At 42.1% G+C, this 24,685-nt stretch carries 27 protein-coding genes and 1 tRNA gene; 10 read left to right on the forward strand and 18 right to left on the reverse strand.

The genetic code is table 11. The annotated features are described in order from the left end of the window. The first annotated feature begins 18 nt into the window (after positions 1-18). From tenA to C427_RS20200, 4 genes are all read left to right on the forward strand, one after another. The gene (gene tenA, locus C427_RS20180; protein WP_007635023.1) at positions 19-696 is read left to right on the forward strand and encodes a thiaminase II; all 678 of its coding nucleotides are present in this window, start codon (positions 19-21) and stop codon (positions 694-696) included. Continuing rightward, positions 693-1,496, forward strand: coding sequence for a hydroxyethylthiazole kinase (gene thiM, locus C427_RS20185; protein WP_007635025.1), 804 nt, complete (start codon positions 693-695; stop codon positions 1,494-1,496). The genes tenA and thiM overlap by 4 nt, the downstream gene beginning before the upstream one ends. A 57-nt stretch (positions 1,497-1,553) precedes the next feature. Next, positions 1,554-2,183: a thiamine phosphate synthase gene (gene thiE / locus C427_RS20190; RefSeq protein WP_007635026.1), complete on the forward strand. Its 630-nt coding sequence runs from the start codon at positions 1,554-1,556 to the stop codon at positions 2,181-2,183. Between the two features lie 1,113 nt (positions 2,184-3,296). Then, a complete protein-coding gene (locus C427_RS20200) occupies positions 3,297-4,964 on the forward strand; it encodes a formate--tetrahydrofolate ligase (RefSeq protein WP_007635030.1) in 1,668 nt (555 codons plus the stop codon). 636 nt (positions 4,965-5,600) lie between these two features. Here C427_RS20200 and dps read toward each other — a convergent pair. The 3 genes from dps to C427_RS28605 all read right to left on the reverse strand — a co-directional run bounded on the left by dps (position 5,601) and on the right by C427_RS28605 (position 7,171). Beyond that, positions 5,601-6,176, reverse strand: coding sequence for a DNA starvation/stationary phase protection protein Dps (gene dps, locus C427_RS20205; RefSeq protein WP_187292367.1), 576 nt, complete (start codon positions 6,174-6,176; stop codon positions 5,601-5,603). A 148-nt stretch (positions 6,177-6,324) separates the two neighbouring features. Next, the gene (locus C427_RS28600) at positions 6,325-6,471 is read right to left on the reverse strand and encodes a hypothetical protein (RefSeq protein WP_307527780.1); all 147 of its coding nucleotides are present in this window, start codon (positions 6,469-6,471) and stop codon (positions 6,325-6,327) included. 292 nt (positions 6,472-6,763) lie between these two features. Next, positions 6,764-7,171 (reverse strand): patatin, encoded by a 408-nt coding sequence (locus C427_RS28605; RefSeq protein WP_407636108.1) that lies wholly within the window; start codon positions 7,169-7,171, stop codon positions 6,764-6,766. A gap of 310 nt (positions 7,172-7,481) precedes the next feature. Here C427_RS28605 and C427_RS20215 point away from each other — a divergent pair, with 310 nt between their 5' ends. Both C427_RS20215 and C427_RS20220 read left to right on the forward strand, forming a co-directional pair. Further along, the gene (locus C427_RS20215; RefSeq protein WP_007635034.1) at positions 7,482-8,180 is read left to right on the forward strand and encodes an esterase/lipase family protein; all 699 of its coding nucleotides are present in this window, start codon (positions 7,482-7,484) and stop codon (positions 8,178-8,180) included. 461 nt (positions 8,181-8,641) lie between these two features. Continuing rightward, a complete protein-coding gene (locus tag C427_RS20220; protein ID WP_015431259.1) occupies positions 8,642-8,842 on the forward strand; it encodes a hypothetical protein in 201 nt (66 codons plus the stop codon). Between the two features lie 34 nt (positions 8,843-8,876). On the opposite strand, the gene C427_RS20225 is transcribed toward C427_RS20220, so the two are convergent. The 6 genes from C427_RS20225 to nlpI form a co-directional block, all read right to left on the reverse strand. Further along, positions 8,877-9,095, reverse strand: coding sequence for a hypothetical protein (locus C427_RS20225; protein ID WP_041250471.1), 219 nt, complete (start codon positions 9,093-9,095; stop codon positions 8,877-8,879). Between the two features lie 221 nt (positions 9,096-9,316). Then, positions 9,317-9,406, reverse strand: a tRNA-Ser gene (locus tag C427_RS20230). A gap of 261 nt (positions 9,407-9,667) precedes the next feature. Then, complete coding sequence (locus tag C427_RS20235; protein WP_007642515.1) at positions 9,668-10,258, reverse strand: beta-phosphoglucomutase family hydrolase; 591 nt, start codon at positions 10,256-10,258, stop codon at positions 9,668-9,670. 118 nt (positions 10,259-10,376) lie between these two features. After that, on the reverse strand, positions 10,377-11,435 hold the full coding sequence (nadA, locus tag C427_RS20240; RefSeq protein ID WP_034900217.1) for a quinolinate synthase NadA: 1,059 nt from the start codon (positions 11,433-11,435) through the stop codon (positions 10,377-10,379). Positions 11,436-11,514: 79 nt separating this feature from the next. After that, positions 11,515-12,627 (reverse strand): hypothetical protein, encoded by a 1,113-nt coding sequence (locus C427_RS20245; RefSeq protein WP_007642517.1) that lies wholly within the window; start codon positions 12,625-12,627, stop codon positions 11,515-11,517. Between the two features lie 2 nt (positions 12,628-12,629). Continuing rightward, positions 12,630-13,538, reverse strand: a complete 909-nt coding sequence (gene nlpI, locus C427_RS20250; protein ID WP_007642518.1) for a lipoprotein NlpI — start codon at positions 13,536-13,538, stop codon at positions 12,630-12,632. 245 nt (positions 13,539-13,783) lie between these two features. On the opposite strand from nlpI, the gene cdd reads away from it, so the two are divergent. Continuing rightward, entirely contained in the window at positions 13,784-14,194 is a 411-nt protein-coding gene (gene cdd / locus C427_RS20255; RefSeq protein ID WP_007642519.1) for a cytidine deaminase, read from the forward strand. A gap of 79 nt (positions 14,195-14,273) precedes the next feature. On the opposite strand, the gene C427_RS20260 is transcribed toward cdd, so the two are convergent. From C427_RS20260 to C427_RS20285, 6 genes are all read right to left on the reverse strand, one after another. Further along, the gene (locus C427_RS20260; protein WP_007642521.1) at positions 14,274-14,672 is read right to left on the reverse strand and encodes a PQQ-binding-like beta-propeller repeat protein; all 399 of its coding nucleotides are present in this window, start codon (positions 14,670-14,672) and stop codon (positions 14,274-14,276) included. Next, positions 14,662-15,267, reverse strand: coding sequence for a PQQ-binding-like beta-propeller repeat protein (locus C427_RS20265; protein ID WP_226991270.1), 606 nt, complete (start codon positions 15,265-15,267; stop codon positions 14,662-14,664). The genes C427_RS20260 and C427_RS20265 overlap by 11 nt, the downstream gene beginning before the upstream one ends. Beyond that, the gene (locus tag C427_RS20270) at positions 15,192-15,605 is read right to left on the reverse strand and encodes a hypothetical protein (RefSeq protein WP_007642525.1); all 414 of its coding nucleotides are present in this window, start codon (positions 15,603-15,605) and stop codon (positions 15,192-15,194) included. The genes C427_RS20265 and C427_RS20270 overlap by 76 nt, the downstream gene beginning before the upstream one ends. A gap of 329 nt (positions 15,606-15,934) precedes the next feature. Beyond that, complete coding sequence (locus tag C427_RS20275) at positions 15,935-16,228, reverse strand: hypothetical protein (RefSeq protein WP_007642526.1); 294 nt, start codon at positions 16,226-16,228, stop codon at positions 15,935-15,937. A 178-nt stretch (positions 16,229-16,406) separates the two neighbouring features. Continuing rightward, positions 16,407-18,605 (reverse strand): xanthine dehydrogenase family protein molybdopterin-binding subunit, encoded by a 2,199-nt coding sequence (locus C427_RS20280; RefSeq protein WP_007642528.1) that lies wholly within the window; start codon positions 18,603-18,605, stop codon positions 16,407-16,409. A 1-nt stretch (position 18,606) separates the two neighbouring features. Then, positions 18,607-19,074, reverse strand: a complete 468-nt coding sequence (locus C427_RS20285; RefSeq protein ID WP_007642530.1) for a (2Fe-2S)-binding protein — start codon at positions 19,072-19,074, stop codon at positions 18,607-18,609. Between the two features lie 130 nt (positions 19,075-19,204). On the opposite strand from C427_RS20285, the gene C427_RS26575 reads away from it, so the two are divergent. Beyond that, positions 19,205-19,414, forward strand: a complete 210-nt coding sequence (locus C427_RS26575) for a hypothetical protein (RefSeq protein ID WP_162471186.1) — start codon at positions 19,205-19,207, stop codon at positions 19,412-19,414. Positions 19,415-19,723: 309 nt separating this feature from the next. Here C427_RS26575 and C427_RS20290 read toward each other — a convergent pair whose 3' ends face one another. From C427_RS20290 to C427_RS20300, 3 genes are all read right to left on the reverse strand, one after another. Further along, entirely contained in the window at positions 19,724-20,023 is a 300-nt protein-coding gene (locus C427_RS20290; RefSeq protein ID WP_007642536.1) for a DUF1244 domain-containing protein, read from the reverse strand. 32 nt (positions 20,024-20,055) lie between these two features. Beyond that, a complete protein-coding gene (locus tag C427_RS20295; RefSeq protein ID WP_007642538.1) occupies positions 20,056-20,643 on the reverse strand; it encodes a glutathione S-transferase family protein in 588 nt (195 codons plus the stop codon). A 537-nt stretch (positions 20,644-21,180) separates the two neighbouring features. Beyond that, positions 21,181-21,744: a gluconokinase gene (locus C427_RS20300; RefSeq protein ID WP_148285933.1), complete on the reverse strand. Its 564-nt coding sequence runs from the start codon at positions 21,742-21,744 to the stop codon at positions 21,181-21,183. Between the two features lie 303 nt (positions 21,745-22,047). Between C427_RS20300 and C427_RS20305 the strand changes: the two genes are divergently transcribed. Next, entirely contained in the window at positions 22,048-23,424 is a 1,377-nt protein-coding gene (locus C427_RS20305) for a GntP family permease (protein ID WP_007642542.1), read from the forward strand. A gap of 79 nt (positions 23,425-23,503) precedes the next feature. Then, positions 23,504-24,547, forward strand: coding sequence for a LacI family DNA-binding transcriptional regulator (locus C427_RS20310; RefSeq protein ID WP_007642545.1), 1,044 nt, complete (start codon positions 23,504-23,506; stop codon positions 24,545-24,547). The last annotated feature ends 138 nt before the right edge of the window (positions 24,548-24,685 follow it).

Raw genomic sequence — 24,685 nt, forward strand, 5'->3', positions numbered from 1 at the left:
AACCAATCGAGTCATTAAATGAAACATCAAGATTTAATCAATGCCTGTCAGCAAGATTGGGATGCATACATTCAGCATTCTTTCGTTCAACAGCTAGCAAAAGGTACGTTAGCGCATACCTGCTACCTGCATTACCTTAAACAAGACTTTTTGTTTTTAAAGCAATATGCCCGTGCCTATGCGCTGGCAATTTACAAGGCAAACACCCTAGCCGATATGCGTGGCGCATTGCTGAGTGTCAATACATTACTGAATTCAGAAATAAGTCACCATGTGAGTTATTGCGCTAACTGGGGTCTGACTGAATCAGATATGGAAGCCGAAGACGAAGATGCTGGAACGGTTGCTTACACACGTTATGTTCTGGATACGGGCATAAAAGGGGATATTGTTGATTTATACGCGGCGTTAGCCCCCTGCTCTATGGGCTATGCAGAGATAGGACGTAACCTCAGCGCAGATGAAAACACTAAGCTGCAAGGTAACCCGTTTATCGACTGGATCACCTTATATGCAGGTGAAAAATTTCAGCAAAGTGCCGCGCAAGGGACCGCACACATTGATACATTGTTGGCTGAAATTGACTTGGAAAGCCAGCGCGGTCAAAACCTGATTAAGATATTTAGAACCGCTACACGCATGGAAACTGCGTTTTGGCAGCAAGGCTTAAATGCCGCTTTGGAGAATAACGTATGAATCAACAATTGGACACGGCTATTAATACAATCGTAACAGCGTTACGGACTGTGCGTGAACAAAAACCACTAGTAGTTAATATCACAAACTATGTGGCAATGAATAATACCGCTAATGCGTTGCTGGCGATGGGCGCGTCACCCATCATGGCGCATTCTCGTCAAGAGATGGCAGAACTGATGTCTTTTGCTAGTGCGCTGGTGATCAACATTGGCACCTTAGACAGCCAATGGATCCCACGTATGTTATTTGCAGTAGAACAGGCAAATATTAATAACAAGCCCGTTGTGCTCGATCCTGTGGGATGCGGAGCTAGTGCGCTAAGAACAGCGACGTCACGTCAAATTGGACACGCCGCAAATAAGTTGATTATTCGCGGTAATGCTTCTGAGATTATTGCGCTTGCTGGAGAAAAAACACAACAAAAAGGCGTTGATGCTCAGGATGATAGTGATGCGGCGGTGGGCGCTGCCCACTATTTACTAGAAACTTACCAAGGTAATGTGGTTATTTCTGGAGCGACTGATTTTGTGATCACTCCTGAGGGTGTGTTTCAGCTAAACAATGGCCATGCGATGATGCCTTATGTAACCGGCATGGGATGCTCGTTAAGTGCTTTGACGGGAGCCTTTGCCGCCATTGGCGAAGAAAGCGGATTAGCGGCGGTTGCGATTTTAGGTGTGGCAGGTGAAATTGCAGCTGCGCAATCAAATGGCCCCGGGAGTTTACAACTCAACATAGTTGACGCATTGTATCAATTGGATGAAAAAACACTGATACAACGTATAAAATTATCCTGACCTGTGTACGTTCAACTTTTCTGGCTGAACGTACCGCGTGAATTGAATTAAGCAATAGTGAGCGCCAAAGTGGATCTATACCGTCTATATTTAGTCACCGATGACAAACAAGACCTTGTAACATTGAAAAATGTTGTTAAAGAAGCTGTAGCGGGTGGCGTAACCATGGTGCAAGTAAGAGAAAAGCAGAGAGATATTCGCTGTTTTATTGAAATAGCACTGGCCGTGAAAGCTGTATTAAAAGGAAGCGGTATACCTCTGATCATAAACGATAGGGTAGATGTGGCATTGGCGATTGATGCTGATGGTGTGCACCTTGGCCAATCAGATATGCCAGCAGGCATAGCGCGCCGCCTACTCGGGAAGGATAAATTACTGGGTCTGTCGATTGAAAACGAACAGCAACTGATTGAGGCTGAGTCATTACCCGTCGACTATTTAGGTTTGAGTGCGATTTTCGCTACCCCCACAAAAACTGATATTAAAAAAGAATGGGGCATTAGTGGGCTAGCTAATGCAGTAGCACAAAGCTCTTTTCCTATAGTGGCAATAGGCGGTATTAATGACACTAACCTTGAAGCTGTTATCGCCACCGATGTCGCCGGTGTGGCTCTGGTGTCAGCGATTTGTGATGCAAAATCCCCTCAAGATGCGGCAAGAAGATTTAGAACATTGATGAGAAGATAGCCAACTGTTTCGATAACATAGTAGGTGCTTAACACGGCCAACTGGTTGGCTTCACATTAACAACCACACAGCCGGAACCTATTAAAATTTAATCGGCAAACAAGTAAGTCGATGGTTGATTTAGGTTATCTTCGGTAACAGTGTCATCTATTGGTTATATGAAAAGTGTTAGAGAGTGTTGGTAATGACTATAAGAGTCGATAAGTGCCTTGATTAACCTTTAATAGGTTGGACTGAAACACGTATGCGTCATCTTTAATTTATGAATTTTAATCTCGAAAATGGTTCAATAACTGAGACTTATTAGCCATTACCTTGCATATAAAGACCACAATTCGAGCAACATTTTTTACACAGCCTGTTGATTCTGCCAACACTAGAAGCCCTCCAAAAAATCAACAAATCTGAAAATTTACTTACTTCTCTGATATGTCAATTACAGACCTTCACCTTAGAATTAATTCAGGGGAAAAGGACTAAATGGTGGGTTCTGGCATTTCCAATGTTGTCGGCTACCCATCCAGCTAACCGACTTTTACAATGAATGTTTGCGCAATTCTTGTAAAACTTAAACTAGCTGATGTATAAGTTTTAAGTTGACCCTGTCTCCAGTTTTGTTTGACAGCAGATAACTCAGTAAACTTGCAGTATAAGTCGTCGTTATTGACAGCACGCGATAGCTTGAAAGTGCTGAATGTCTGGTGCTCAGCCAATGCCGCCCTTAAACTGATTTTGACGACAGGTCGCTTACTGACACAACCTGTCTTAGGCTGCTGAACGGCAATAGGCATAGGTTAGGTTTTTTTAGCCAATTGGCGTTTAGTTGATATTAAAAAACCCGATTCATATTAATAGATCTTGATAAATATATGATCCTTATGACATCAACCTCAATATATTAGACCCTTATACAAGAAAAAATTATTTTCTTTATATTTGATATGTGCTCGTTTTTATTACCATTTATGTTTGGATTCATTTATTGCGGTGTCCTTTCATGTATTAAGTTAATACAAAATGAAACATAGCTCCTAACATCCAAAATCAGTTTTAAGATATCAAAAAAAACCTCATAACTCCCTATAATAAGAGCATTCGAGATGTACTATAAAAATGAAAACTGATATCGAAATTGCACGCGCAAGCCAAATAATGCCCATTATGGAAATTGGTGCGAAGCTCGGTATCGCTTACAAATATTTAATCCCCTATGGTCACAACAAAGCTAAAATAGATTGCGATTTTATTGCGACGTTAAAAGATAAACCTAACGGCAAATTAATATTGGTCACTGCGATTTCACCCACTCCGGCAGGTGAAGGTAAGACAACAACAACCGTTGGTTTAGGTGACGCCCTAAACAGTATTGGCAAACAGACAGCTATCTGCCTTCGCGAGCCAAGTCTTGGCCCCTGCTTCGGTTCAAAGGGTGGTGCCACAGGTGGTGGTTTTGCACAAGTTGTGCCCATGGAAGATATTAATTTACATTTTACTGGCGATTTTCATGCTATTGGCGCTGCGCATAATTTATTATCAGCCCTTATCGACAATCATATCAAGTGGGATAACGAGAGCAAGCTTGACCCGCAAAAGATCACCTGGCGGCGAGTGATGGATATGAATGATAGAACACTACGAGATATCGTTATTGGTCTTGGTGGTACTGGTAACGGCATTCCTCGACAAACTGGTTTTGATATTACTGTTTCCTCTGAAATTATGGCTATATTTTGTCTAGCGACAGATATCAATGACCTACAGCGCCGCATTGGCAATATTATTGTGGGCTACTCTGTAGATAAGAAATCGGTCTCTGCGCGCGATCTTATGGCCGATGGCGCAATGATGGTTTTACTTAAAGATGCATTCAGCCCTAACCTGGTTCAAACACTGGAACATAACCCCGCTTTTATCCACGGAGGACCTTTTGCCAATATTGCCCATGGTTGTAATTCTGTTGTCGCTACGCAGACTGCGTTGAAGGTTGCCGATTATGTTGTTACAGAAGCAGGCTTTGGTGCCGATTTGGGCGCAGAGAAGTTTTTTAATATCAAATGTCGTAAAGCTGGCTTAGAACCGGATGCGGTAGTTTTAGTAGCAACGGTACGCGCACTTAAAATGCATGGTGGAGTGTCTATAGACGCACTTAATGCAGAAAACACTATTGCCGTTAAAAAAGGTTTAGATAACCTTGGTCGTCATTTGCGTAACTTACAGCAGTTTGGTGTCCCTATTGTGGTTGGGATTAATCATTTTATCACTGACAGAGAAACCGAAATACGAGCAATCATTGAGTATTGCAATGATTTAGGTGTGGAAGTGTGTGTTTGTAAACATTGGGCCGAAGGCTCAAAAGGCGCCCAAGAACTAGCACATAAAGTTGTCGCGTTAGTGGAGTCTGGAACCGCAAAATTTTCAACCCTTTATCCTGACAACATGCCTTTACTCGACAAGATCCGTCATATTGCGCGCACACTTTATGGGGCTAGGGATATTTTTGCTAATGACGCTGTTCGCAATACACTTGCCAGCTGGGAGCAAGAGTACGGGCACTTTCCGGTATGTATAGCCAAAACACAATATAGTTTTTCGACTGAGCCTAATGTGTTAGGTGCGCCATCAAATCACATTATTTCAATCAGAGAGGTTAGGCTTGCAGCAGGTGCCGAATTTATTGTTGTAATTTGCGGATCAGTCATGACCATGCCAGGCCTACCAAGATTTCCCGCGGCAAATTACATCAACTTAAATGACGAAGGTTTGATTGAAGGACTATTTTAAATATTAATCTTAAAATAATCGAGAGCATCAATGACGTTGATTGACAAAAGCCTGTAATTGGAACAAAAATTGTAGGTTAACTTCATTTTTTGACAGTCAGATAACTCAGTAAACTTGCAGCATCAGTCGCTATAGCTTACAACGCGCGATGACTTTAAAGCCCTGACTGTCTATTGCTCGATCGAGGCCATTTGTAGCCTGAGTGTCAAAACCAGTCAGCGGGGCTTACCTCAATTTAACTAATCCATTTTACTAAATTGTCTTTCTCTTGAGGAACCATAACAAGCTGTTGTGGTTGAAGTCTAAATTACGTGGTAACAGTTGATTAATAGACGAAAAACAACCAACTTTCACTCCCTTAATAATATTAAGTAAGTGTCAATATGGAAAATATAAGGCACCGTGTAATTTGAATTTAGGGAAAATGACGTTTTATTTTACCTATACTCGAAGATGCAGACACAGACACTGACACTGAGAAAGAGCATGCCGATGACGACTCAGAAAAGAGCAAATCTTAGCAATTTAAGCTACGGATAAATTCGTGGTATTTTAAACCAGACTAAAATATATGCGGAGGAAGTTGATGACGCCAAATGCGCCATCGTATAAAAAAGGTAATTCGCTTAGCGGAGTTTAAGAACGTGCAGATTTCGCTGCAGCTAACTCGGTTTGGCTGTTGGCAGTGGGTAAATCACCATCAGAAGATTCAAGATGTGCACGGATGAACCATTGGAACTGCTCAAGATCAGTCAACTGACCGATTAGCATGTCTTCCGATACCGGATCAAGTTCTGCCATTTCACCAACTGCTTTGCGATGATCACTGTTTACACCGTTATATACCAAATCAAGGGCGCCCAAGTGCTCGATGGCCAATGCTTTACCTAGCGAATAGTCATGCCAAGTGCGACGGTCAGCAATAGATTGTGGGGTTCCTACCGGAGTGCCTCCCAGAGTAGCTATTCGCTCTGCGATGGTGTCGGTCATCTTGCGTACTGCTTCTACTTGGGGATCTAGCATTTCATGAACGCCGATGAAATTGGGGCCAACAACATTCCAATGAACGTGCTTTAGCGTAAGGGCTAAATCGACCAGCGCTACCATACGATTATCTAACGTAGATATTGTTCGATCAGTAGACGTTTCGTCCATGCCTGGCACTCTGAATTTCGTTGCTTTTTGCTGATTGCTTTTATTACTTATGGTCATTATTTCTCCTGTATGGTTCAAAATAACCGGAGAGGTATAACTTGCCAAAATCGGCAAATGCGCCTCTCCTTGACCTAATCACACTATCAAACTCGCAAGCTCTTTGTCAAATAAGAGAAACGTCTTGGTTATCTGCGTAAAACATTCATTAAGTCTGTAAAAAAGCATTAACCGCAGCGATACCGGCATGGTAATCATGTTCTAAACCCATGTCTGAACTACCTAAGCGTTTAATCAGAAGATGGTCTTTAGAAAAAATTGGAGTGAGTTCAACATCGTCAAGAGAGTCAGCGATAGAGGAAAGCTCTTTGCGATAAGCTTGCTCATGCTAGACCAAGTAATCGATGGTTTTTGGGCAATACCCAGACGAATAAATCCATGACTTTAGTTTTTTTAGCCAAACTGACCGGTCATGAAAATCAGCATTAACAGTGCAAATAATAACTATTTTTCGAGCACCGCGGCGATAGGCCTCACGCACGGGTGACAGCGCAGCAAGACCACCGTCAAGGTAGTAATCAGTTTGAGGCGCTTGTGCCTTATTAAATGAATGAGCAGTTAACTTAGGGGTGAATTTAACTCCTTTTCTACATAAAAAAGGTAATGCACTCAAACTTTAAGCAATATTCGCCAATGATTACTATTGCAGTTTGGGCGCAAAAATAACCTTGCCTATCACGTGAATCTGTCGTTATGAACAATAATTCTCGTTTCGCCAATAATTCCTTTGCCTCCGCAAAGTCTAAAGCAAATCTAGCCTGAATAGTTTTATCAAAGTACCAATCCAAATCCACAACATTGCCTCCAACTAATCCACGACCTAGCTTATAAAAACGTTTTTGACGAGATAAAAAGCTCATGATATTTTGCGAGCCTGATGGCGACCCTATAAATAAATCTAAAGGATAGAAATCATTCTCTAATAACGTATCTAAGACACCTGCAGTGAATATTCCTCGTTGACCACTACCCTCAGCAATCAGTGCTATTTTCACACTCAAATCAAATCGCCCTTCTATTGTTGACCTTACGCTTTGTAGTTCGTAAAAATACTTCCCCAACATAGAGTGATGGCACAACATACGTATTTTTTGCCCCCTTCGATTTCGTGGCCTACAGGGTCAGGTTCGTTGAAAACCAACGTAGCCGAATTTCCTACAATTCTACCCCCTTCCCTATTCCCTATTCCCTATTCCCTATTCCCTATTCCCCCAAAAATGAACTCTTCCTCTGTACTAAAGTGTTAGGTATTTATTAATAAAACCCCGCTAAGGTTGTTTCACCTCAACAAACAACAAGTTCATCATGAAAAAAATAATCATTGCTGCAGTTGTTTTATCTCTTGGTTTAATTTCGCCCTTTGTACTCGCCAATAGCTGCAAAGACCCAGTGGTACTAGTACATGGCAACGCCGCAACGCCGGCTAGCTGGGACAATACCTTCAACCTGCTGTTAAGTCAGGGTTACTCCAGTACAGATATTTACCGTCCCAATTGGGGGTCGAAAAACTGCGCCTCATGTAACAATCACAGTGGCAGCGAAGAAACGCTAGTCAGGCAGGCAATCAACGATGCTATCGCCAATTCCTGTAGCGGCCAAATCGATGTTATAGGACATTCTATGGGCGCAACCTTGGCAGCTCAGCAGATTAGCAAACTTGCTGCAGCATCATATGTCGATACCTTTGTGGGCATTGCAGGTGCGTTCAGGGGCCTGTATAGCTGCGGTATCTATCCATTTAATGTGTGGAGCTCAACCTGTGGTTATTATGGTTTATCCATCCAAAGTCCCTTTCTGGACAGCTTGTATGGTGAGCACTTGGGCGACAAGATTTACTCAATCAAGAGTAATATCGACCAAATCGTCTGTGCAACCGGTGTCTGCGTTGTTTATGGTGTGCATAGCAGCAGTATTTGGAATGAAGATGCTAGCTTCACCTACTCTCTTGGCCATTTTGGCTTACAAACCGACACAGCACAAAAACAGATCGATTTAATCCAATAAAACAACAAGGGGACACCAAAAATGGCATCCCCTTACATTTTTTTGAATTAGTTACATGGACACCCATCGTAACAACTTACCGGATATAATAAATACCCTGCAATTGCATATCCAACCTAAATATAGAATCCAATAATCCAGTATCAAACGACATATTGAGCAACTCTAGTTTCCAGTTGCTAACATTCCTTTTAAACAGCCATTATTTGAAAATAATTAACGGGCTAAAATATTGGATAATGCGAGATATTTTTAGCTTTAGGTTTATCCCTAGCCCAAGTGCCAGAAGTATTTCTTTGTTTCACTTCAAAAAGCTTAAATTAATACCGAAACAACTTTGCTTAGATTGCGGTAAATAGTAATGGGTCCTCTCAAAATAAAAAACTAAATTAATAAACCAACATGAGAAAACGGATGTTAACCAAGAATACTTAGCTCATTGCTATCGCCAACTGTTACAGGTGTTCAGCAACACTTACAAAGGGCATCAAGGCGACAAGTTAAAGTTTCTTACCGAAGGATTATTACAGGCTGGTAAATCACTTGGCTTTTTTAGCCGGTCCGATGCCGCAGAACTGATGAACATGGCGAACATTGAAGTGTTTGGCCAAATCATTGAAGAACACGAAAATCACAAAAAAAATAGTAAAAAAGACCCTTGATTGACGACGACAGCGATTTTTTCAACATTCCAGCTTACGAGCGACCTAAAGAGTCTGCCGTTAAAAATGTTGTCTTAGTATGACGGTTATCATCCTGACTCAAACCATCAAATACAACAAAACCCGCAACATACTGTGATTTTGGCAACCGATTGACCGCTTGGGATTCACTCGTATCTTCCATGATACTCGCCCTGCGGGCAGGCGGAGCCTGTGCAAATTGTTCCATACATTTTGTGTGAAATACATCCATGTATTTCATCGCTTCGCGACTATGCTTTAAAGCGCATGTCCACCAAAAGTTGCAGGAGCAACTTAGAACAGCTTTAGCTGGCCTGCGAAGCAGGTGAACCACATGGACGTGGTGAATAAATTTGTTCCTGACAAATTTGTCGAACCGTGTGGGCTCTCATCCCGACCAGCACCAACAAATACAAAAAAGCCCCGCTAAATCTAGCGGGGCTTTTTTGTATTTGGCGGAGGGGGTGGGATTCGAACCCACGTTAGGTTTAACCCTAAACACACTTTCCAGGCGTGCGCCTTAAGCCACTCAGCCACCTCTCCAAAACTTTTACAATCTTTGCCTGTTTATTTAAGTTGGGTTGATTCAACTTGGCGCTTGGCTTGCGCTTTAATTATTACCGTTTTGTAGTCTGCTGCAATTTCTTCGCAGAAGCTGCTGCTACAAAAGAGGCGCGTATGTTAGGGAAAACAGCTTGGCTGCGCAAGTAATAACTGCAGCCAAATTGATGATGTGATGATTTATTAGCCACATTAGGTCTAAATAGCATACAAAAAGCAGCTGGCTGACGATAATTAGCCTAGTTACTCTGGTATGACTATCTTGCCGTTGATGACCATAATACAGTCCATGCCTGCATTTTGGGCGGCTTGACGGCCTACTTCGGTATCTTCGAAGACCACGCACTCGTTTGGCTGTAAGCCCATGTTTTTGGCGACGGTTATGAACGTTTCGCCATGGGGTTTTCCATGAGTGACATCCGTTGCAGTCACAACGGTTTCAAGACGTTCTAGCAGGCCAGTATCGGTGAGCATGCTGATGGCGTTATTTCGCTCTGAGCCGGTACCTACCCCCATTTTAAGTATGCCTTGGTAACGTAGCATCACTTGGAATGTATCGTCGATAACGCTTGGGCTATCTTTAAGGTCGAGAAACGCTAGGCGTTTAGTTTCAGTGACCTGGTCTAAGTCATGGCTTAGACCATGTTTTTCATTCAGAAGTTTAACAATATCTCTGGTAGGCACGCCACCAAGGTTATGTATGTACTGTCCGTCAAAGGGATAAGCATATTTTTCACAGGTTCGTCGCCAAGCTAGGCCGTGTGCGCCCATTGAATCAATCAAGGTTCCGTCCATATCAAACACTATCCCTTTGTAGCGGCTTAAATCTGGCATTACACTCACTCCTAATAATTAAAATACTACAGTTGTATGAGGGCTATAAATGAAAAAGCCAGCTAAGCTGGCTTTTATCTTGTTAATTTATCTGGCTAAATAACCCAAAACAAGCGAACTAGGCGTTACCCGTCACTTTCATTTTTAATTGAGCTGAAAAGTCGAGCATACGGTTTAAAGGCACTAAGGCGCGTTGGCGCGTGGCTTCATCCACAAAGATTTCGTGGCCACTGCTATCGGTTAATGATTGGTGGATAGCTTGCAAACCATTCATGGCCATCCATGGGCAGTGGGCGCAGCTTTTACAGGTTGCGCCATTGCCGCCTGTTGGAGCTTCTAATAATATTTTACCCGGTGCAGCTTGCTGCATTTTGTAAAATATACCGCGATCGGTAGCCACGATAAAATGGCTATTCGGTAAGGTTTTAGCTGCATTGATCAACTGAGTGGTTGAACCAACCGCATCAGCTAAAGCAATCACACTAGCAGGCGATTCGGGGTGTACTAAAACCGCCGCATCAGGATAGAGGTGTTTCATATCTATCAGCGCTTTAGCTGAGAATTCGTCGTGTACGATACATTCGCCTTGCCACATCAACATATCGGCGCCAGTCTGTTTGGCAATATACGCGCCTAAATGGCGATCCGGTGCCCAGATAATTTTTTCACCTACCGAGTCTAAATGTTCAACAATTTCTAAGGCAATACTTGAGGTGACAACCCAATCAGCACGGGCTTTGACCGCTGCTGAGGTATTGGCATACACCACCACTGTGTGATCAGGATGGGCATCACAAAATGCAGAGAATTGGTCAACCGGGCAACCCAAGTCTAGTGAGCATGTTGCTTCTAGGGTGGGCATTAATACGGTTTTTTCTGGGCTGATAATTTTTGCGGTTTCGCCCATAAATCTTACGCCAGCAACAATTAGAGTATCGGCTTCGCAGTCACGTCCAAATCTGGCCATTTCTAATGAGTCAGAAATACAGCCGCCAGTTTCTTCGGCTAAGGCTTGGATTTCAGGATCGGTGTAATAATGCGCAACCAACACAGCATTTTTTTGCTTTAGCAGCGTTTTGATTTGCTGAACGTATTGTTGTTGTTGCAGATTACTCAGCGCAACGGGCTTAGCTGGAAAAGGGTACTCAATGGTTTTTACAGAAAATAGCTTTGACATATTTTTTAAGGCACTAGATGGTACTGATAAAACGTCCAAGTAGTATACCCATTTGTCATGTAATTAACATATTAGCGCGTTAAAGATTATTGGCATGATTGGCAGAAGGTGAAATGTACTGCTGGTATCTCGCTCGCCAAAACTGACTTTCTGGTAAGTTATTAGATTGTTCGTATAGCTGAGCAAAATTAATATGTGCTGACGGTTGATTAGGTGTGTTTTGTAATTGCCTTTGCCACGCAGTTAGATAATGGGCAGGGATATAGGCAGTATCGTGATATTCCATAAAGGTAAGCCGCTTGGATGCTTTAAACGCTTGAGTGGAATGGTTATCACAAGTTCTTGCAGCAAATAAGTCAATATTATTTTGCAGACCTATTGATTGCCAATACTCTCGGTCCGCCTTTGATTTGTCTACTTGTTTAAATACGATATTGGGTGCGTCGACCCCAGCACATACACGTTTTGCTAGTGCTTCGCTGAGTGGGTATTCATCGATAAAACCTGAAAAGTGGGCTAATTCGTGAATAAACACGTCGTAGGTGTCTTGGCGATCTAAAAACATAATACCGTTGTGTACGTTGGCTTTGCCTTTGTCGGCAAACATCACTAAGTGGGTAAAAGGTAAACTTTTTAGTTTTTCGGCCAGTGTTATTAGTTGGCAACCTAAACGACCGCTTTGGTGCCAATTTTCTTCACAGCTAATATCAATGGGATCAAACCAAGTCACGTCATAGATACAGATGGCTAAAGCGTTTAGGCGTGTGTCTTGGGCAAAACGTGACCTAAAGTATTCAGCTTGCACAAGAGATCCTATATCTGGCGTCACAAACAATAGTTTTTGCTTACAGTTATCAGGCAAAGTAGATAGTTGTTGCTTAAAGTCAGAGTTTCGATTTTTATTAAAGGCAGTGGTGTGATACTGATACAACTTAGCTAAAGACTGTAGATCCTGATTCAGATTTTTAGACCCAAGTGATGAAAATACTTTTGCTGATTGTTGGTATTTTTTATCACGCCATAGCGCCAGGCCATCGGCAAGTTGTTGTTCCGCCAATTCATTAGGCAATAGCTTTGTAACAAGCAGATTTTCTGGTGCAGGGGGGATATCTAGAAAATAGTGATTAAGCATTAACCAAGCAGGAACTAGCACACATACTAAGGCTATTCCCCACTTGGTAACAACAGGCATTTTTATTGGGTTTGTAGCTCGTTTGTGGTGTTTTTATTGGCTTCATCACGCAATAAATTAAGTTCTAGACGAGCATAACGGTGTTCAACATACTCAAATACGTTAGTACTTAACGCGAGTTTAAAATAGTTTGATGCTACACCTCTGTTGCCTCTTGCAGAGTGGTATTTTCCTAAATAGAAATAGGCTTCGCATAGTCTGTCAGTCAATTGCTGTTGGCTGGTGACACCAATGATCAAGGTGTTTAAGAGTTCACCTTCAGTTGTTCTTTCAAGATACAAATCAACTAATTGAGTTGCCCAGTTGTCTTCATCTAAATTTTTACGTTGCTGAGCTAACTCAATCATTGCCTGTGGTTTATCTATTTCACTGGAAGCCAGATAACTCCAAAGGGCACGATAAGGGTCGGAAGCATTTTTGTTATAAAACGTACCAAAATCACGAACTGCCAAATCCGGACGGCCACCATAATATAAGGCAATGCCACGGTTTAAGAATGCAAATTCCATATCTGGATTAATATCTAAGGTGGCATCAAAGGCTTCATAAGCTTGGATGAAATCCATTTGCTGAGTGTAATGTACCCCCATAGAATTATAAGCTTCAGCCAGATCAGGTTTTAGACGGATCGCCAGATTAAAATCGTATTGAGCTAACCCAGACAAACCGACACTGTCATACAAGGTGCCGCGCTGATGTAGCAATTGTGCCTTTTGCTCGTCTTCCAAGTCGGTGTTAGCCAAAATATGGCTATAACGGGCAATGGCAAGTTGTGAGCGCGGGTTCATAGGTGCAGGTTCGGCCAATAACAAATTGCCCATTTGCCTGCTTTCTTGTATTGAGCCGCTGTTGGATACACAACCAAATAAGAGTGAGCTGAGTAAAATGATGCTGCTGAGACGTTTATACATAATAAAAGAAAAGTTTTACCTGAAAATAGATTACTTGTATGACACTAACTTTGTGCCTAGGTTTCACTACAACCCTTTAAAATAGTCAAAAAACAAGAACAAGTGATGTATCGTAGAGTCGCTTATTTCACTGTAAAAGTAAAGTTACCGCAGTACCTGTGCTGTTAAAATGTGAATTAAACTTGAATCTATTACCCAAAATAAAGCAAACTACGCGGCCGATTTAAATTTAAAGTTTAATTTTTATGGCACTTGACTTAACAGCCGAACACAAAATGCTTTTGGCACTAGCCACTAAAGCACAAAAAAATGCCCACGCACCTTATTCAAATTTTCAGGTGGGCGCAGCCATTCTGGATGAAAACGCCCAGCTGCATGCCAGCTGTAATGTTGAAAACGCTGCCTACCCGCTAGGTCAATGTGCCGAAGCAGGCGCCATATCCGCTATGATTGCGTCTGGTAGTAAACAGATTAAACACATCCTCATCGCCAGTCCTAACGATAATTTCTGCCCACCATGTGGCGGTTGCCGTCAAAAAATCGCTGAGTTTGCGGATACCCAGACAGAGGTACATTTGGCGACCAAAGATGGTCAACTCAAAACTGTTAAGTTTACAGACTTGTTACCTTTGGCATTTGGGTTTGATAAAGAATAGCGGAGCTGTTTTAAGGATCTTTGGTATACAGACTAATAACTATATACAAGTGGTAGCCATGGCTACCACTTGTATATAGTTATTTTGCTACACCACTGTTTTGATTGTCGCGATGAATCTTAGCCCAAGTATTAGGCATTAAGCCGTTACTACCAGTGTTAATAGCGACTAACTTACCCGTTGCATTACTTGCCGATAAATCGGATTCAGATAATGTACCTATATAGGCAATCCCCTGACTATCAATTACCGGTGACGACCAAGTTACATTGGCTTTTAAATCATACTGCCATGCAAGCTCACCACTAGATTTGTAGGCATAAAATAAATTGGTCTCTGATGAAAAGTAAATATTTCCGCTGTCGTCTAATGTTGGCGACACATACACATCGCCAGCAATAGAGGTTTTCCATTTAACCGCTTTGGTGTTTAAGTCCAATGCGTAAAACTCACTATCCACATTATTTTTATGTGCCAAAATAAAGCGTATCCCTTGACTCGTCTATGGCCACTGATGAGCGAATATGGGGAGCTTCAAGCACTTGTGGATTGGGTAATTCAAAACGCCAGCGCAATGCTAGGTTATCGTCAAAACTATATAAAATGCCTGCTTCCGATCCAAAATATATATTATTATTGGAGTCAATGGCGGGTGTTGATAACACTAAGTCCCCTTCAAAGGTAACAATATCTGCAAACTGACCAGTGAGTTCGTAGCTACTTAAATCAAGTTTGAATAGCCGACCTTCATCATAAAATACCAATTCCCCCTTATAATTGATGGCACCATTTACAAAACGATCTTGACGACCACCACAGTTACAAAGTCGCTTAAATAAAGTGTCACCTGTTTGGGCATCAAAGGCAAAAATGTCGAGACCGGTGTAGATCACCTGATTTTGGTAGGCCACAACTTTGGATAAACCCGAGCCCGTTTGAGAAGGGTAATCAGATACCCGTTTTCGCCATAGTTGTTGGCCATTATTATCAAGCGCGACTAAGTCACGATAAGATTTTTGGAACTCACTTGTGCGTTTATCAGCCGTAAAGTAGATATTATTGTTATGTACCACAGGACTTGAACGCACCTCTTCGCTATTGGGTAAGGTAGGCCTAGGTAAACAGCGCCCATACCTCCTTGCCCTAACTTTTTGATCAGTTTGTACAAGCCCGCTTGTTTTCCAGCAAGGTTATGAATGATGTTGTCTTCAACTAATAACTCTGCTTGTTGACCAATCAGTGTGCCAAAAGAGGTCTGATTTTTGTTTTCAACATGGGCCGCGATCAAGGCTAACACATCGGCATAAAACCCATGTTTTTGCTCAATAAAACCTGGCAGGTTCTTAAGCATATTTTCTTCATCGATTGCGAATAAATGAAGAAATAGTGCCAGAGGGTTAGCAAATGTCATGCTTGTCCTTTTTCCATTTTTTATTGGTTTAGCATTGTGTGCGTAAATACGCCTTGGCTGTCGATAGTTCGTTATATACTGTTGATTTATTAATGCCTCACTCAGTTTTCACATCTTCAATGTCATAACCAAGAAAATAATGTAGTAGGGCAACTTTGTAAGACCGAGGTGACAGTGTTTGGAGTTTTGTCAAAGCCGCATCAAACAAATGGTAGGGTTCGGGGTCGTCTATCTGGATCAAAGCTCTGTGATATATGCCTGCTCCTGGGTTCTTTTTTGAGTCGATTTAGCTTTGAGATCATCAAGTAACATCCATCTGACAGACGATGCTAGAGATAAGAAAACTGCTCTCTATTATCGAAAATCTCACTGGGTGGTGTAAGACTAGCCAATACGTCATGCAACAAAGATGTTGTGTTAGGTAGTTGACCGATAAGATTTTGCGACGCGCTCTTCTTGGCTTTAGTGGAGATTTGTTTTTTGACTATGCCTTTCAGATGATAATAGATGATACAGCGTAATTGGTTCGCACTATCTAAATCATTGTCCACTATCCAACGGTTTAATATTTCGGTTAAGGGCTGCTCTTCCTCATTGGTAAGACTTGCGTGTTGCTGATCCATTTTTGTTGTTATACAAGCATTATAATTGTCAGTCTATCCCTTGTCTAATTCAAATCTATAACAAATTAACAACACTTAACACAATGAATATTATGATTTTTTATTCTCACAAGAAAATTAAACTCAAAAAAATAGCCGCTGTTTTTAAGCTGCGGCATTGTTTATAAACTCATGACATCTACATCGACATAGGTTTAAACGGCAAATCTCGATAACGTTTACCCGAGGCTGCAAATACGGCATTTGCTAATGCCGGCGCAAATGGGCCTAAGCCAGGTTCACCTAAACCAGTTGGTTTAAAGTCATTTTCGGTGAAGTGCACATTAACCTGAGGCATTTCGTTGATTCGCACTACGGGGTAATTATGGTAGTTTGAGTTAACCACAGCGCCATCTCTAAATACCACTTCAGTCCGCAATGACAACGACATGCCCATCACTATAGCACCTTCCATTTGTGCTCTAGCACTGTCAAGGTTTAACACTTGACCACAATCGACTACTGCGTCCACTTCAAGCACTTTGATGTCGTCGCCATTAACTTCGACTCGAACAGCCATAGCAACGTAGCTGTTAAAGCTAAAGTGCACCGCGATACCGAGTCCTTGATTACTCGGTAACTTGTCTCGGTTAGCCCAGTTAGACATTTTGGCAGCCATTGCAAGGGCACCTTTTGAGCGTGCGATTTGTTCAGCTTGTTCAGCGTTTTTGTTGTTGTCGTAAATGCTGTTTAATAAGCTAACCGTATCTTGTTTAGTTTTGTGAGCTAATTCATCGGCCGCACTGCCAAAAGCAAAGCCATAAAAAATGGCGTAAACAGCGCGGTACCAACCGATACGCGTATGCGCAATGGCTTCACCTGATTCGCTGCGATAATTTGCTATCCCAAAGGGATGGTCATCAATATCGCTCAATGCACTTGCCGGTGCTCTGTCAAGGGATGGGTCGAACAATGAAGCAATAGCGGGGAAAGCGGCACGGTGCAACCACCCAGTAACATTACCGTCTTTGTCCACTGCAGCTTCAATGTGCTGAGCGTTAATCGAGTGGTAATAACCGGTACGCATATCTTCTTCACGAGACCAAATAAGTTGCACCGGCGCATTCACGGCCTGGGACAACACTGCGGCTTCGTGCACGTAATCACACTTGAACTTACGCCCAAACGCACCACCAGCCATAGTCACATTGACGTAGATATCTTTTGGGTCGCGCTCTAGGTATTGCGCTAATACTTTTTGAATATCGCCGGGGCTTTGTGTGGCTGCCCATACTTCACAGCTATCTTTTTGGACCCACACCACGGAAGCATTGGGCTCCATGGGTGCGTGAGACAAATGCCCGCCTGTGTAAGTGGCTTTCATCACATGCTCGGCTTCTGCAAAGGCTTTAGTAATATCACCGCGCTCGGCTGCAAGCTGTGCTGGGCTTTCAACATTTTTGACTAGCTGCGCTTTATACGCCTTAGAGTCGTAACTTTTATGCTCACCTAAATCCCATTCAATATTCAGTTTTTTAAGGGCTTGTTGAGCAGTCCAGGTGTTATCTGCCACAACGGCCACGCCGCCAAGCGATCCAAAAGGCACGTTAAACCTAGGGATTTCAATTATATCCAGCACACCTTTGACTGCCATGGCTGCAGTTTTATCGACACTTTTTAGCTTGCCACCCATCACTGGGCAGTGGGTCATGGCGGCATATTTTAACCCGGGCATTTTGGTGTCCACGCCATAGGTTAATTTACCTACTACGATGTCGCCTTGGTTGTGCCTAGCGATGTCTTTGCCTATATATTTAAAATCTTTCTTTTCTTTTAGGGTGACGCTATCTGGCACAGCTTCATTAGCGGCAAGGCTTGCCAAATCGCCATAGCTGAGTTTTTGTTGATTGTTGTTATTGATAACAAAGTGGTTTTCAGCCTTACATTCTGCAGCTGACACACCCCACACTTTTGCTGCAGCCGCCACTAACATAACTTTAGCTGCGGCGCCTGCTTCACGCATAGGAATATACATAACGCGAATACTGGCCGAACCACCTGTGGCCTGAGGACCATATTTTTCTTCGTTACCTTCACCTTGTTTAATGCTCACCCGCGTCCAATCGGCTTCAAGCTCGTCGGCTACTGCGGCAGGTAATGCAGTGCTGATACCTTGGCCCATTTCACAGCGGCCACAGTAGATTAAGGTGTCGCCGTTGTCGGCTATATGGATAAAGGCATTAGGATTAAAGGGGCTGTCTTGGCCCATTTTAAAACCGGCGATTGTGGTTTGCGGTAAACTAATACCCAACACTAAACCACCGGTTGCTAAACCTGATTGTTTAAGGAATTTACGACGACTTTGATTAGAAACGGTATTTTGGTTTGAAGTAGTCATATTAAGCTTCCTTATACATTTCTTCAGCTGCATCAGAAACCGCTTGTTTGATACGTTGGTACGTACCACAACGGCAGATATTACCTTGCATAGCATTGTCGATATCGTCGCTACTAGGGGTTTTATTGGTGGCTAAAAAGCTGGCCGCATTCATAATTTGACCCGCCTGACAATAACCACATTGTGGCACCTTGTTGGCCAACCATGCTTTTTGCAGCGGATGGTCACCATTTTCCGACAAACCTTCTATCGTAGTGATAGTTTTACCTGCCACGGCCGAAACGGGCATCACACATGAACGGGTTGCCTGCCCATCGATATGAACAGTGCAGGCACCACAAACACCCATTCCACAACCATATTTGGTGCCTGTTAGCTCGAGTTTATCCCTCAAAAACCACAACAAGGGCATGTCACCCTCGACATCGATAGGATAACTTTTATCGTTAATTTTAACACTTTGACTCATCACGCTCTCCGCTTAACTTGTTTATAGGCCGAATCGATGTTCTGAAGCTGCCCGATTATTTTTTCCACACTGCTATATACTTATGGGTTTAATTTTGAACAGCCGGCGTTGAATATTTAGGTGCTGTTACTTGTTTAGTTTTAATCTGTTGCAGCTGTTTTATCAATTCTTTCACCCCTCTAAGCAATTGTGGATCATCACCTTTTGCCAAAGATTAGCGACTTGGTATACCTCAATATCTGGGGCAACACCGATATTCTCGACTACTCGTTCGATGTTAAGTGGGTCAAAAACCGCATTATCTGTTGCAGTGAGGGCTCAGCCGTCTACTGGTGCGTAATGCACTGATGATTTTACCAGACCACCCCATGTAAGAGCGTCAATTAGCTTGCTGACTTTTTGTCGACGAAACGCCCATGGAAAATAATCACCACCGGAGCATGCCATTTCATTAATCATTAACACTTTTGGCTATTTGATCCCAGCAGGCAATATTAGGAAGTTCGAGCATGATAACCTGACTAGAATGGCGTTACTCTCACCTTATACAGATGCCAATAAACTAGCAATGCAGCCAAGTCTAAACTGGAGGATCCCAGCTTAGATTTACTGTTTCAAAATATTTATTAAGCGGCAAACTAAGGAGGCGTTATTTTTGCGCCGCTTGTCGCGCCTCAAACGCAGCCATTTGTTCTGGTGTAGCGGCTAACTGATGGTTGCCCTTCCATTCACTGTATGGCATGCCATATACAGCTTCACGTGCTTGATCGTAATCTATCTCAATACCTTGATCTTTAGCACCCGCCATATACCACTTTGATAAACAATTACGGCAAAAGTCTGCAAGGATCATCAAGTCAATATTTTGCACATCTTTGTTCGCATCTAGATGTTTGAGTAATTCTCTAAAAGCGGAAGCTTCGGTGGCGAGTTTTTGTTGTGGGTTCATGTAAAGCCTATTTCTGTTGGTGTGTGATTAAATCACTTTCGTGGATTTGTCGCAGTCACTTCAATACGTTGAGCATTGTCATCATGGAAAGCCAATAAATCGGTTAAACCCTGCATATTATGTAAATTTCTAAACTCTATCCAATCAATTAAGCAGTAAAGGCATACTGCAGGGTAGTTCCAACTAGTAAACTGTCGTTTTGCCACCATATCATTTAAGTGCACCAATACCGCATTCACACGCTCTTTTTGCAGCTTAAAATATAGTTTGTCTTCGTCAGGCTGAATATCAGAGTTAGATAGGATAAACATTTGCACCAAAGAATCGTTAGCTGAGTCTATGAGAGTCAGTTGGTTCTCTTGCTCCCAACTCAGTAAAGGATCATCAAATTTATCGGTTAAATAACGATAGATGATCCTCGAATCAAAAATGATCTGCGAATTTTTATCAGAACTATCCTCTAACATGGGTATTTTCATAGCAGGATTTTTGGCCGCAAGGATCTGCCTGTCTTGTTCTGCAAAGATCTGCAAATTGACAAATTCATGTTCAGTATTTGCCAACCATATACGTAAACGGCGTACATAGGGGGAAGTAGTAGAACCGTATAATTTCAACATTAAATACTCCAGAATGAACTATATCGAACGATGGTTTAGATACTAAAGTGAACTGTACTATGCAGCAAATATAATCGTTTTTTAACTACATTTAGTAACTCTTTTTCACAACACTAGGAGGCGCTCTACTTTGTAGGGGCATTAATTCACCGACTTCGCCATTTTTTGTATTCAGGTGACTAAGTGACGTTTGGATCAGCAAGAGATGTATAAATCGGCTTTCCTGTAGATTTATCGATACTCGCTATAACCTAACCCCACCGCCCCCTTGCTCACAAGTTTCCATTTCCATCCCCAAAACACGCCAAATTTTTGTGCTTGAGTCATCGACTGGTGCTGCTGTGCCCATGCTTTTTCCTGCCCTGTCTACAATGTTTATTTAGCCTTATTTCGGTTTGCTGGTGTTATTGTCACGCGCTGCCGACTGTTTGGTGGAGGTCACACCACGCAAACACCATGAAATCGTTTTTTTGAATGAATTTGTTAACCAGTTAGTTTAATTCAATCACTTACGTTTCTTGCTAGAAAAACTGCTGATTAGTGAATAAAGTTAATCGACTTTAGCAATGAACTATCAACAGACTCTACGGCACTTAAGGTAAGTAATTTAATGTTTTCATTAGGGCTTTTGAAAGCGCTTTTAACGTTATTTATATTAATAGGCTCCATCGATGAGATTTGACTACTTAACAATTGTGGTGACATAAAATGTCCCTCCCTAACTGTCATACGCTGCGCAATTAATGTTTGATCCGCCTCAAGTAAAATTCCCAAGGAGCAATTGTACGAGCCAAAAATCAACTGCCTGTGTTGTTGTTTTAATCCAGAATACGCTAATACACAGCTTTTATTTTGCAATTCAAGTTGATGTAGCTGACTGCAAATACGGTCTATCCAAGGATTTCTTTGCTCATCAGTTAAGGGGATCCCTGCTGACATTTGCTTAATAGCTTCTTCGCTATGAAAAGCGTCGGCATCTAAAAAAATAAAATCAAGATGATTAGCGATTGCTTGGCCTAGTGTTGTTTTACCGCATCCAGACACGCCCATGACAACCACCAACTTAGATGATCGTTTATTTTCCATCTCAATATTTGACAACAAAATTCACCCTCGCTTGTATATGATTGCGCAACCATAAATATCATTTTAATAATGTAACCACTACAATTTACACTACAGCTAATAACTATAACACTTCAATAATAATAACAATCAACTTACATGGTAATGATGGTTGCAACATCTCATATTCTTACATAGAATGGTTGCGCAAACAATTGAGGTTGTAAATAATAAAAACGATAGCGGCAATCAGCGATGTCAGGCTAATTTATAAACGATTGTTAATTGAAAAAATCGAATGTGAACGACGTTTTTATACATGTCTCTACAAGGGAATTTATGCAAGATATTATAAACACCGCAAGTCCATTTTTTTTACTCTGTGTCGCCGCACTGTCTATTATTGCACTACTATTATTGATCATAAAATTACGCGTTAACGCATTTGTCGCACTTATCTTGGTAAGTTTCTGCACCGCTGTGATTGCCGGTATTCCAAGTGAAGCAGTTGTGCCAACATTAATGAATGGTTTTGGCGGTACGCTTGCCTCTGTCGCCTTGTTGGTTGGACTGGGTGCGATGATCGGGAAACTGTTAGAAATCTCTGGCGGTGCTCAGGTACTAGCAGATAAATTAATCGGGACATTTGGTGCAAATAAAGCCCCCCTCGCCCTAGGCATAGCCTCATTGATATTTGGATTCCCGATATTTTTCGATGCCGGTTTAATTGTGATGATGCCAATAATTTTCAGTGTAGCTAAACGTTTCGGAGGGTCTTTACTCATTTATGCACTACCCGCTGCCGGTGCATTTGCGGTAATGCATGCTTTTGTACCGCCTCACCCTGGGCCTGTTGCCGCTGCAGGTTTTCTGGGCGCGGATATTGGTCTTTTATTGTTAGTGGGATTACTGGTTGCTGCGCCAACATGGTATCTGGGCTCCTATTTGTTTGGCGTATATGCCGGCAAAAAATTCAATATTCCACTCATGAGTCTACTTTCTTCCCAAGAGCCGAAGCCACAACCTGACAAACTTCCTAGGTTTGCCACCGTCATGTCATTATTGCTGTTACCCATGTTACTTATTTTCCTAGATACGGGCCTCAACACCCTGACTGCCGCTGGCATCATAGATGGCTCCTCCCCCCTCACAAAGGTTTTGCGAATGATTGGTAAAACCCCCATCGCATTACTTATAACCTTGTTAGTTTGTTTGATTGTTTTTGCAAAAGACTACGGGATGAAAGAATTAGATAGACTATGCAGTGAATCCCTTGCACCAATATGTGGTGTTATCTTAATTACCGGTGCCGGAGGAATGTATGGTGGGGTATTACGTTCTAGCGGAATTGGTGATGCGCTAGCCGGATTGCTCACAGACACAGGCATGCCGGTTATTGTAGCTGCGTTTGTCATTGCTACTTGTCTTAGAGTTGCCCAAGGATCAGCGACTGTCGCACTCACCACCACAGCAGCACTCATATCCCCTATGGTGTTAGCAACAGTTGACCTGTCGGCACTCTATCTTTGCTTTATTGTTATTGCAATAGCGGGTGGTGCAACTGTTTTGTCCCATTTCAACGATTCTGGTTTTTGGCTGGTGAGTCGATTACTCGGTATGGACGAAAAAACCACGTTAAGAACATGGACAGTAATGGAAACATTATTGGGGACTATCGCATTTTTAATTGTGTGGGTGCTAAGTTTGGTCTTTTAATACTGCACACCAAAAATGTTGCCATACCAATTGGTATCAGTGCCACTAATATATCGATTTCAAAAATCTAAGGTCTTATATGTCTCGTTTTATGGCTAAATCACGCAGTGCTAACAGAGTAACGTTAAAGGACGTTGCGAAAAAAGCGGGCGTGAGCGCCATTACGGTTTCTAGAGTAGTAAATGACTATGCGGGTGTACGTGAAAATATTCGTGAAAAAGTAGAGGCTGCAATTAGTGAACTTGGTTACATATCTAACCGCTCAGCGAGTATTTTAGCTTCATCTCGTTCAAAACTCATTGGTGTGTTAATTCCATCATTATCTAATGTGGTATTTAACAATGTTTTACGTGGAATTTACGACATTACAGGCCCTGCTAATTATCAAGTGTTATTAGCTGATACCCATTATTCACCGATAGAAGAAGAACGATCAATTCGTACTTTACTTGGTCAATCTCCTGAGGGTTTAATTGTTACCGGTGGCGAACAAACCAATGCTGCCAAAGCCATGCTTAAAGCGTCAGGTATACCCGTGGTGCAAATTATGGATAAAGTCGAGTCGCCAATAGACATCAACGTTGGTTTTTCTCACTTTGAAGCTGGCGCAGCCGTAGCTCAATCGTTATTGACAAAGTCATATTTAAAAATTGGTTTTATTGGCGCTAGAATGGATCCCAGAACCTGTAGCCGACTAGCCGGTTTTAAGTCGGTACTTACTGCTGCTAACTGTTTGGATTCAAAACTAATTATCACTAACCCACACCCCTCTTCAGTTGCCATGGGGGCAACGTTATTTAGGGAATTAATGGCGGTGACAGAAGGTGATTGTGATGCTGTTTTTTGTTGTAACGATGACTTAGCCTTAGGTGCATTACATGAATGTAAAAAAATGCATCTTGACGTACCAAATAAATTTGGCGTATTTGGCTTTAATGACATTGAAATGGCAGCATACGCTGAACCAGCATTATCCAGTGTTAGTGTTAACCGATACCAAATGGGTCGCCGTGCAATGGAACTGATATTTGAACGTTTAAATAATCTAGAAGTAAGTTCCAATATTCAACCAAGCTATATTAATACAGGGTTTGAGCTACTGATGCGTAAGTCGACACGGTAATTAGATAGTTCAATAGTAATAAAAACATGACAAAAAAATACTCAGTAAGCCCAACAAACTCATATTTATTGCCGCTATATGCAGTAGTTTACTCGTTGCTTCGTGCACTAATAACACCACGATTACAGCGACAGATAG

The organism is Paraglaciecola psychrophila 170 (assembly GCF_000347635.1).
GTDB classification, from domain to species: domain Bacteria; phylum Pseudomonadota; class Gammaproteobacteria; order Enterobacterales; family Alteromonadaceae; genus Paraglaciecola; species Paraglaciecola psychrophila.

What these genes read in the sequence shown, in the direction of transcription:
- C427_RS20310 (WP_007642545.1), top strand. Translation starts at nt 23,504, where the DNA reads ATGTCTCGTTTTATGGCTAAATCACGCAGTGCTAACAGAGTAACGTTA.
- C427_RS20215 (WP_007635034.1), top strand. Translation starts at nt 7,482, where the DNA reads ATGAAAAAAATAATCATTGCTGCAGTTGTTTTATCTCTTGGTTTAATT.
- dps (WP_187292367.1), bottom strand. Translation starts at nt 6,176, where the DNA reads ATGACCATAAGTAATAAAAGCAATCAGCAAAAAGCAACGAAATTCAGA.
- C427_RS20275 (WP_007642526.1), bottom strand. Translation starts at nt 16,228, where the DNA reads ATGGATCAGCAACACGCAAGTCTTACCAATGAGGAAGAGCAGCCCTTA.
- C427_RS20305 (WP_007642542.1), top strand. Translation starts at nt 22,048, where the DNA reads ATGCAAGATATTATAAACACCGCAAGTCCATTTTTTTTACTCTGTGTC.
- C427_RS20245 (WP_007642517.1), bottom strand. Translation starts at nt 12,627, where the DNA reads ATGCCTGTTGTTACCAAGTGGGGAATAGCCTTAGTATGTGTGCTAGTT.
- thiM (WP_007635025.1), top strand. Translation starts at nt 693, where the DNA reads ATGAATCAACAATTGGACACGGCTATTAATACAATCGTAACAGCGTTA.
- C427_RS20200 (WP_007635030.1), top strand. Translation starts at nt 3,297, where the DNA reads ATGAAAACTGATATCGAAATTGCACGCGCAAGCCAAATAATGCCCATT.
- C427_RS20285 (WP_007642530.1), bottom strand. Translation starts at nt 19,074, where the DNA reads ATGAGTCAAAGTGTTAAAATTAACGATAAAAGTTATCCTATCGATGTC.
- tenA (WP_007635023.1), top strand. Translation starts at nt 19, where the DNA reads ATGAAACATCAAGATTTAATCAATGCCTGTCAGCAAGATTGGGATGCA.
- C427_RS20295 (WP_007642538.1), bottom strand. Translation starts at nt 20,643, where the DNA reads ATGTTGAAATTATACGGTTCTACTACTTCCCCCTATGTACGCCGTTTA.
- C427_RS20270 (WP_007642525.1), bottom strand. Translation starts at nt 15,605, where the DNA reads ATGACATTTGCTAACCCTCTGGCACTATTTCTTCATTTATTCGCAATC.
- nadA (WP_034900217.1), bottom strand. Translation starts at nt 11,435, where the DNA reads ATGTCAAAGCTATTTTCTGTAAAAACCATTGAGTACCCTTTTCCAGCT.
- cdd (WP_007642519.1), top strand. Translation starts at nt 13,784, where the DNA reads ATGGCACTTGACTTAACAGCCGAACACAAAATGCTTTTGGCACTAGCC.
- nlpI (WP_007642518.1), bottom strand. Translation starts at nt 13,538, where the DNA reads ATGTATAAACGTCTCAGCAGCATCATTTTACTCAGCTCACTCTTATTT.
- C427_RS20290 (WP_007642536.1), bottom strand. Translation starts at nt 20,023, where the DNA reads ATGAACCCACAACAAAAACTCGCCACCGAAGCTTCCGCTTTTAGAGAA.
- C427_RS20235 (WP_007642515.1), bottom strand. Translation starts at nt 10,258, where the DNA reads ATGCCAGATTTAAGCCGCTACAAAGGGATAGTGTTTGATATGGACGGA.
- C427_RS20280 (WP_007642528.1), bottom strand. Translation starts at nt 18,605, where the DNA reads ATGACTACTTCAAACCAAAATACCGTTTCTAATCAAAGTCGTCGTAAA.
- C427_RS20225 (WP_041250471.1), bottom strand. Translation starts at nt 9,095, where the DNA reads ATGGATGTATTTCACACAAAATGTATGGAACAATTTGCACAGGCTCCG.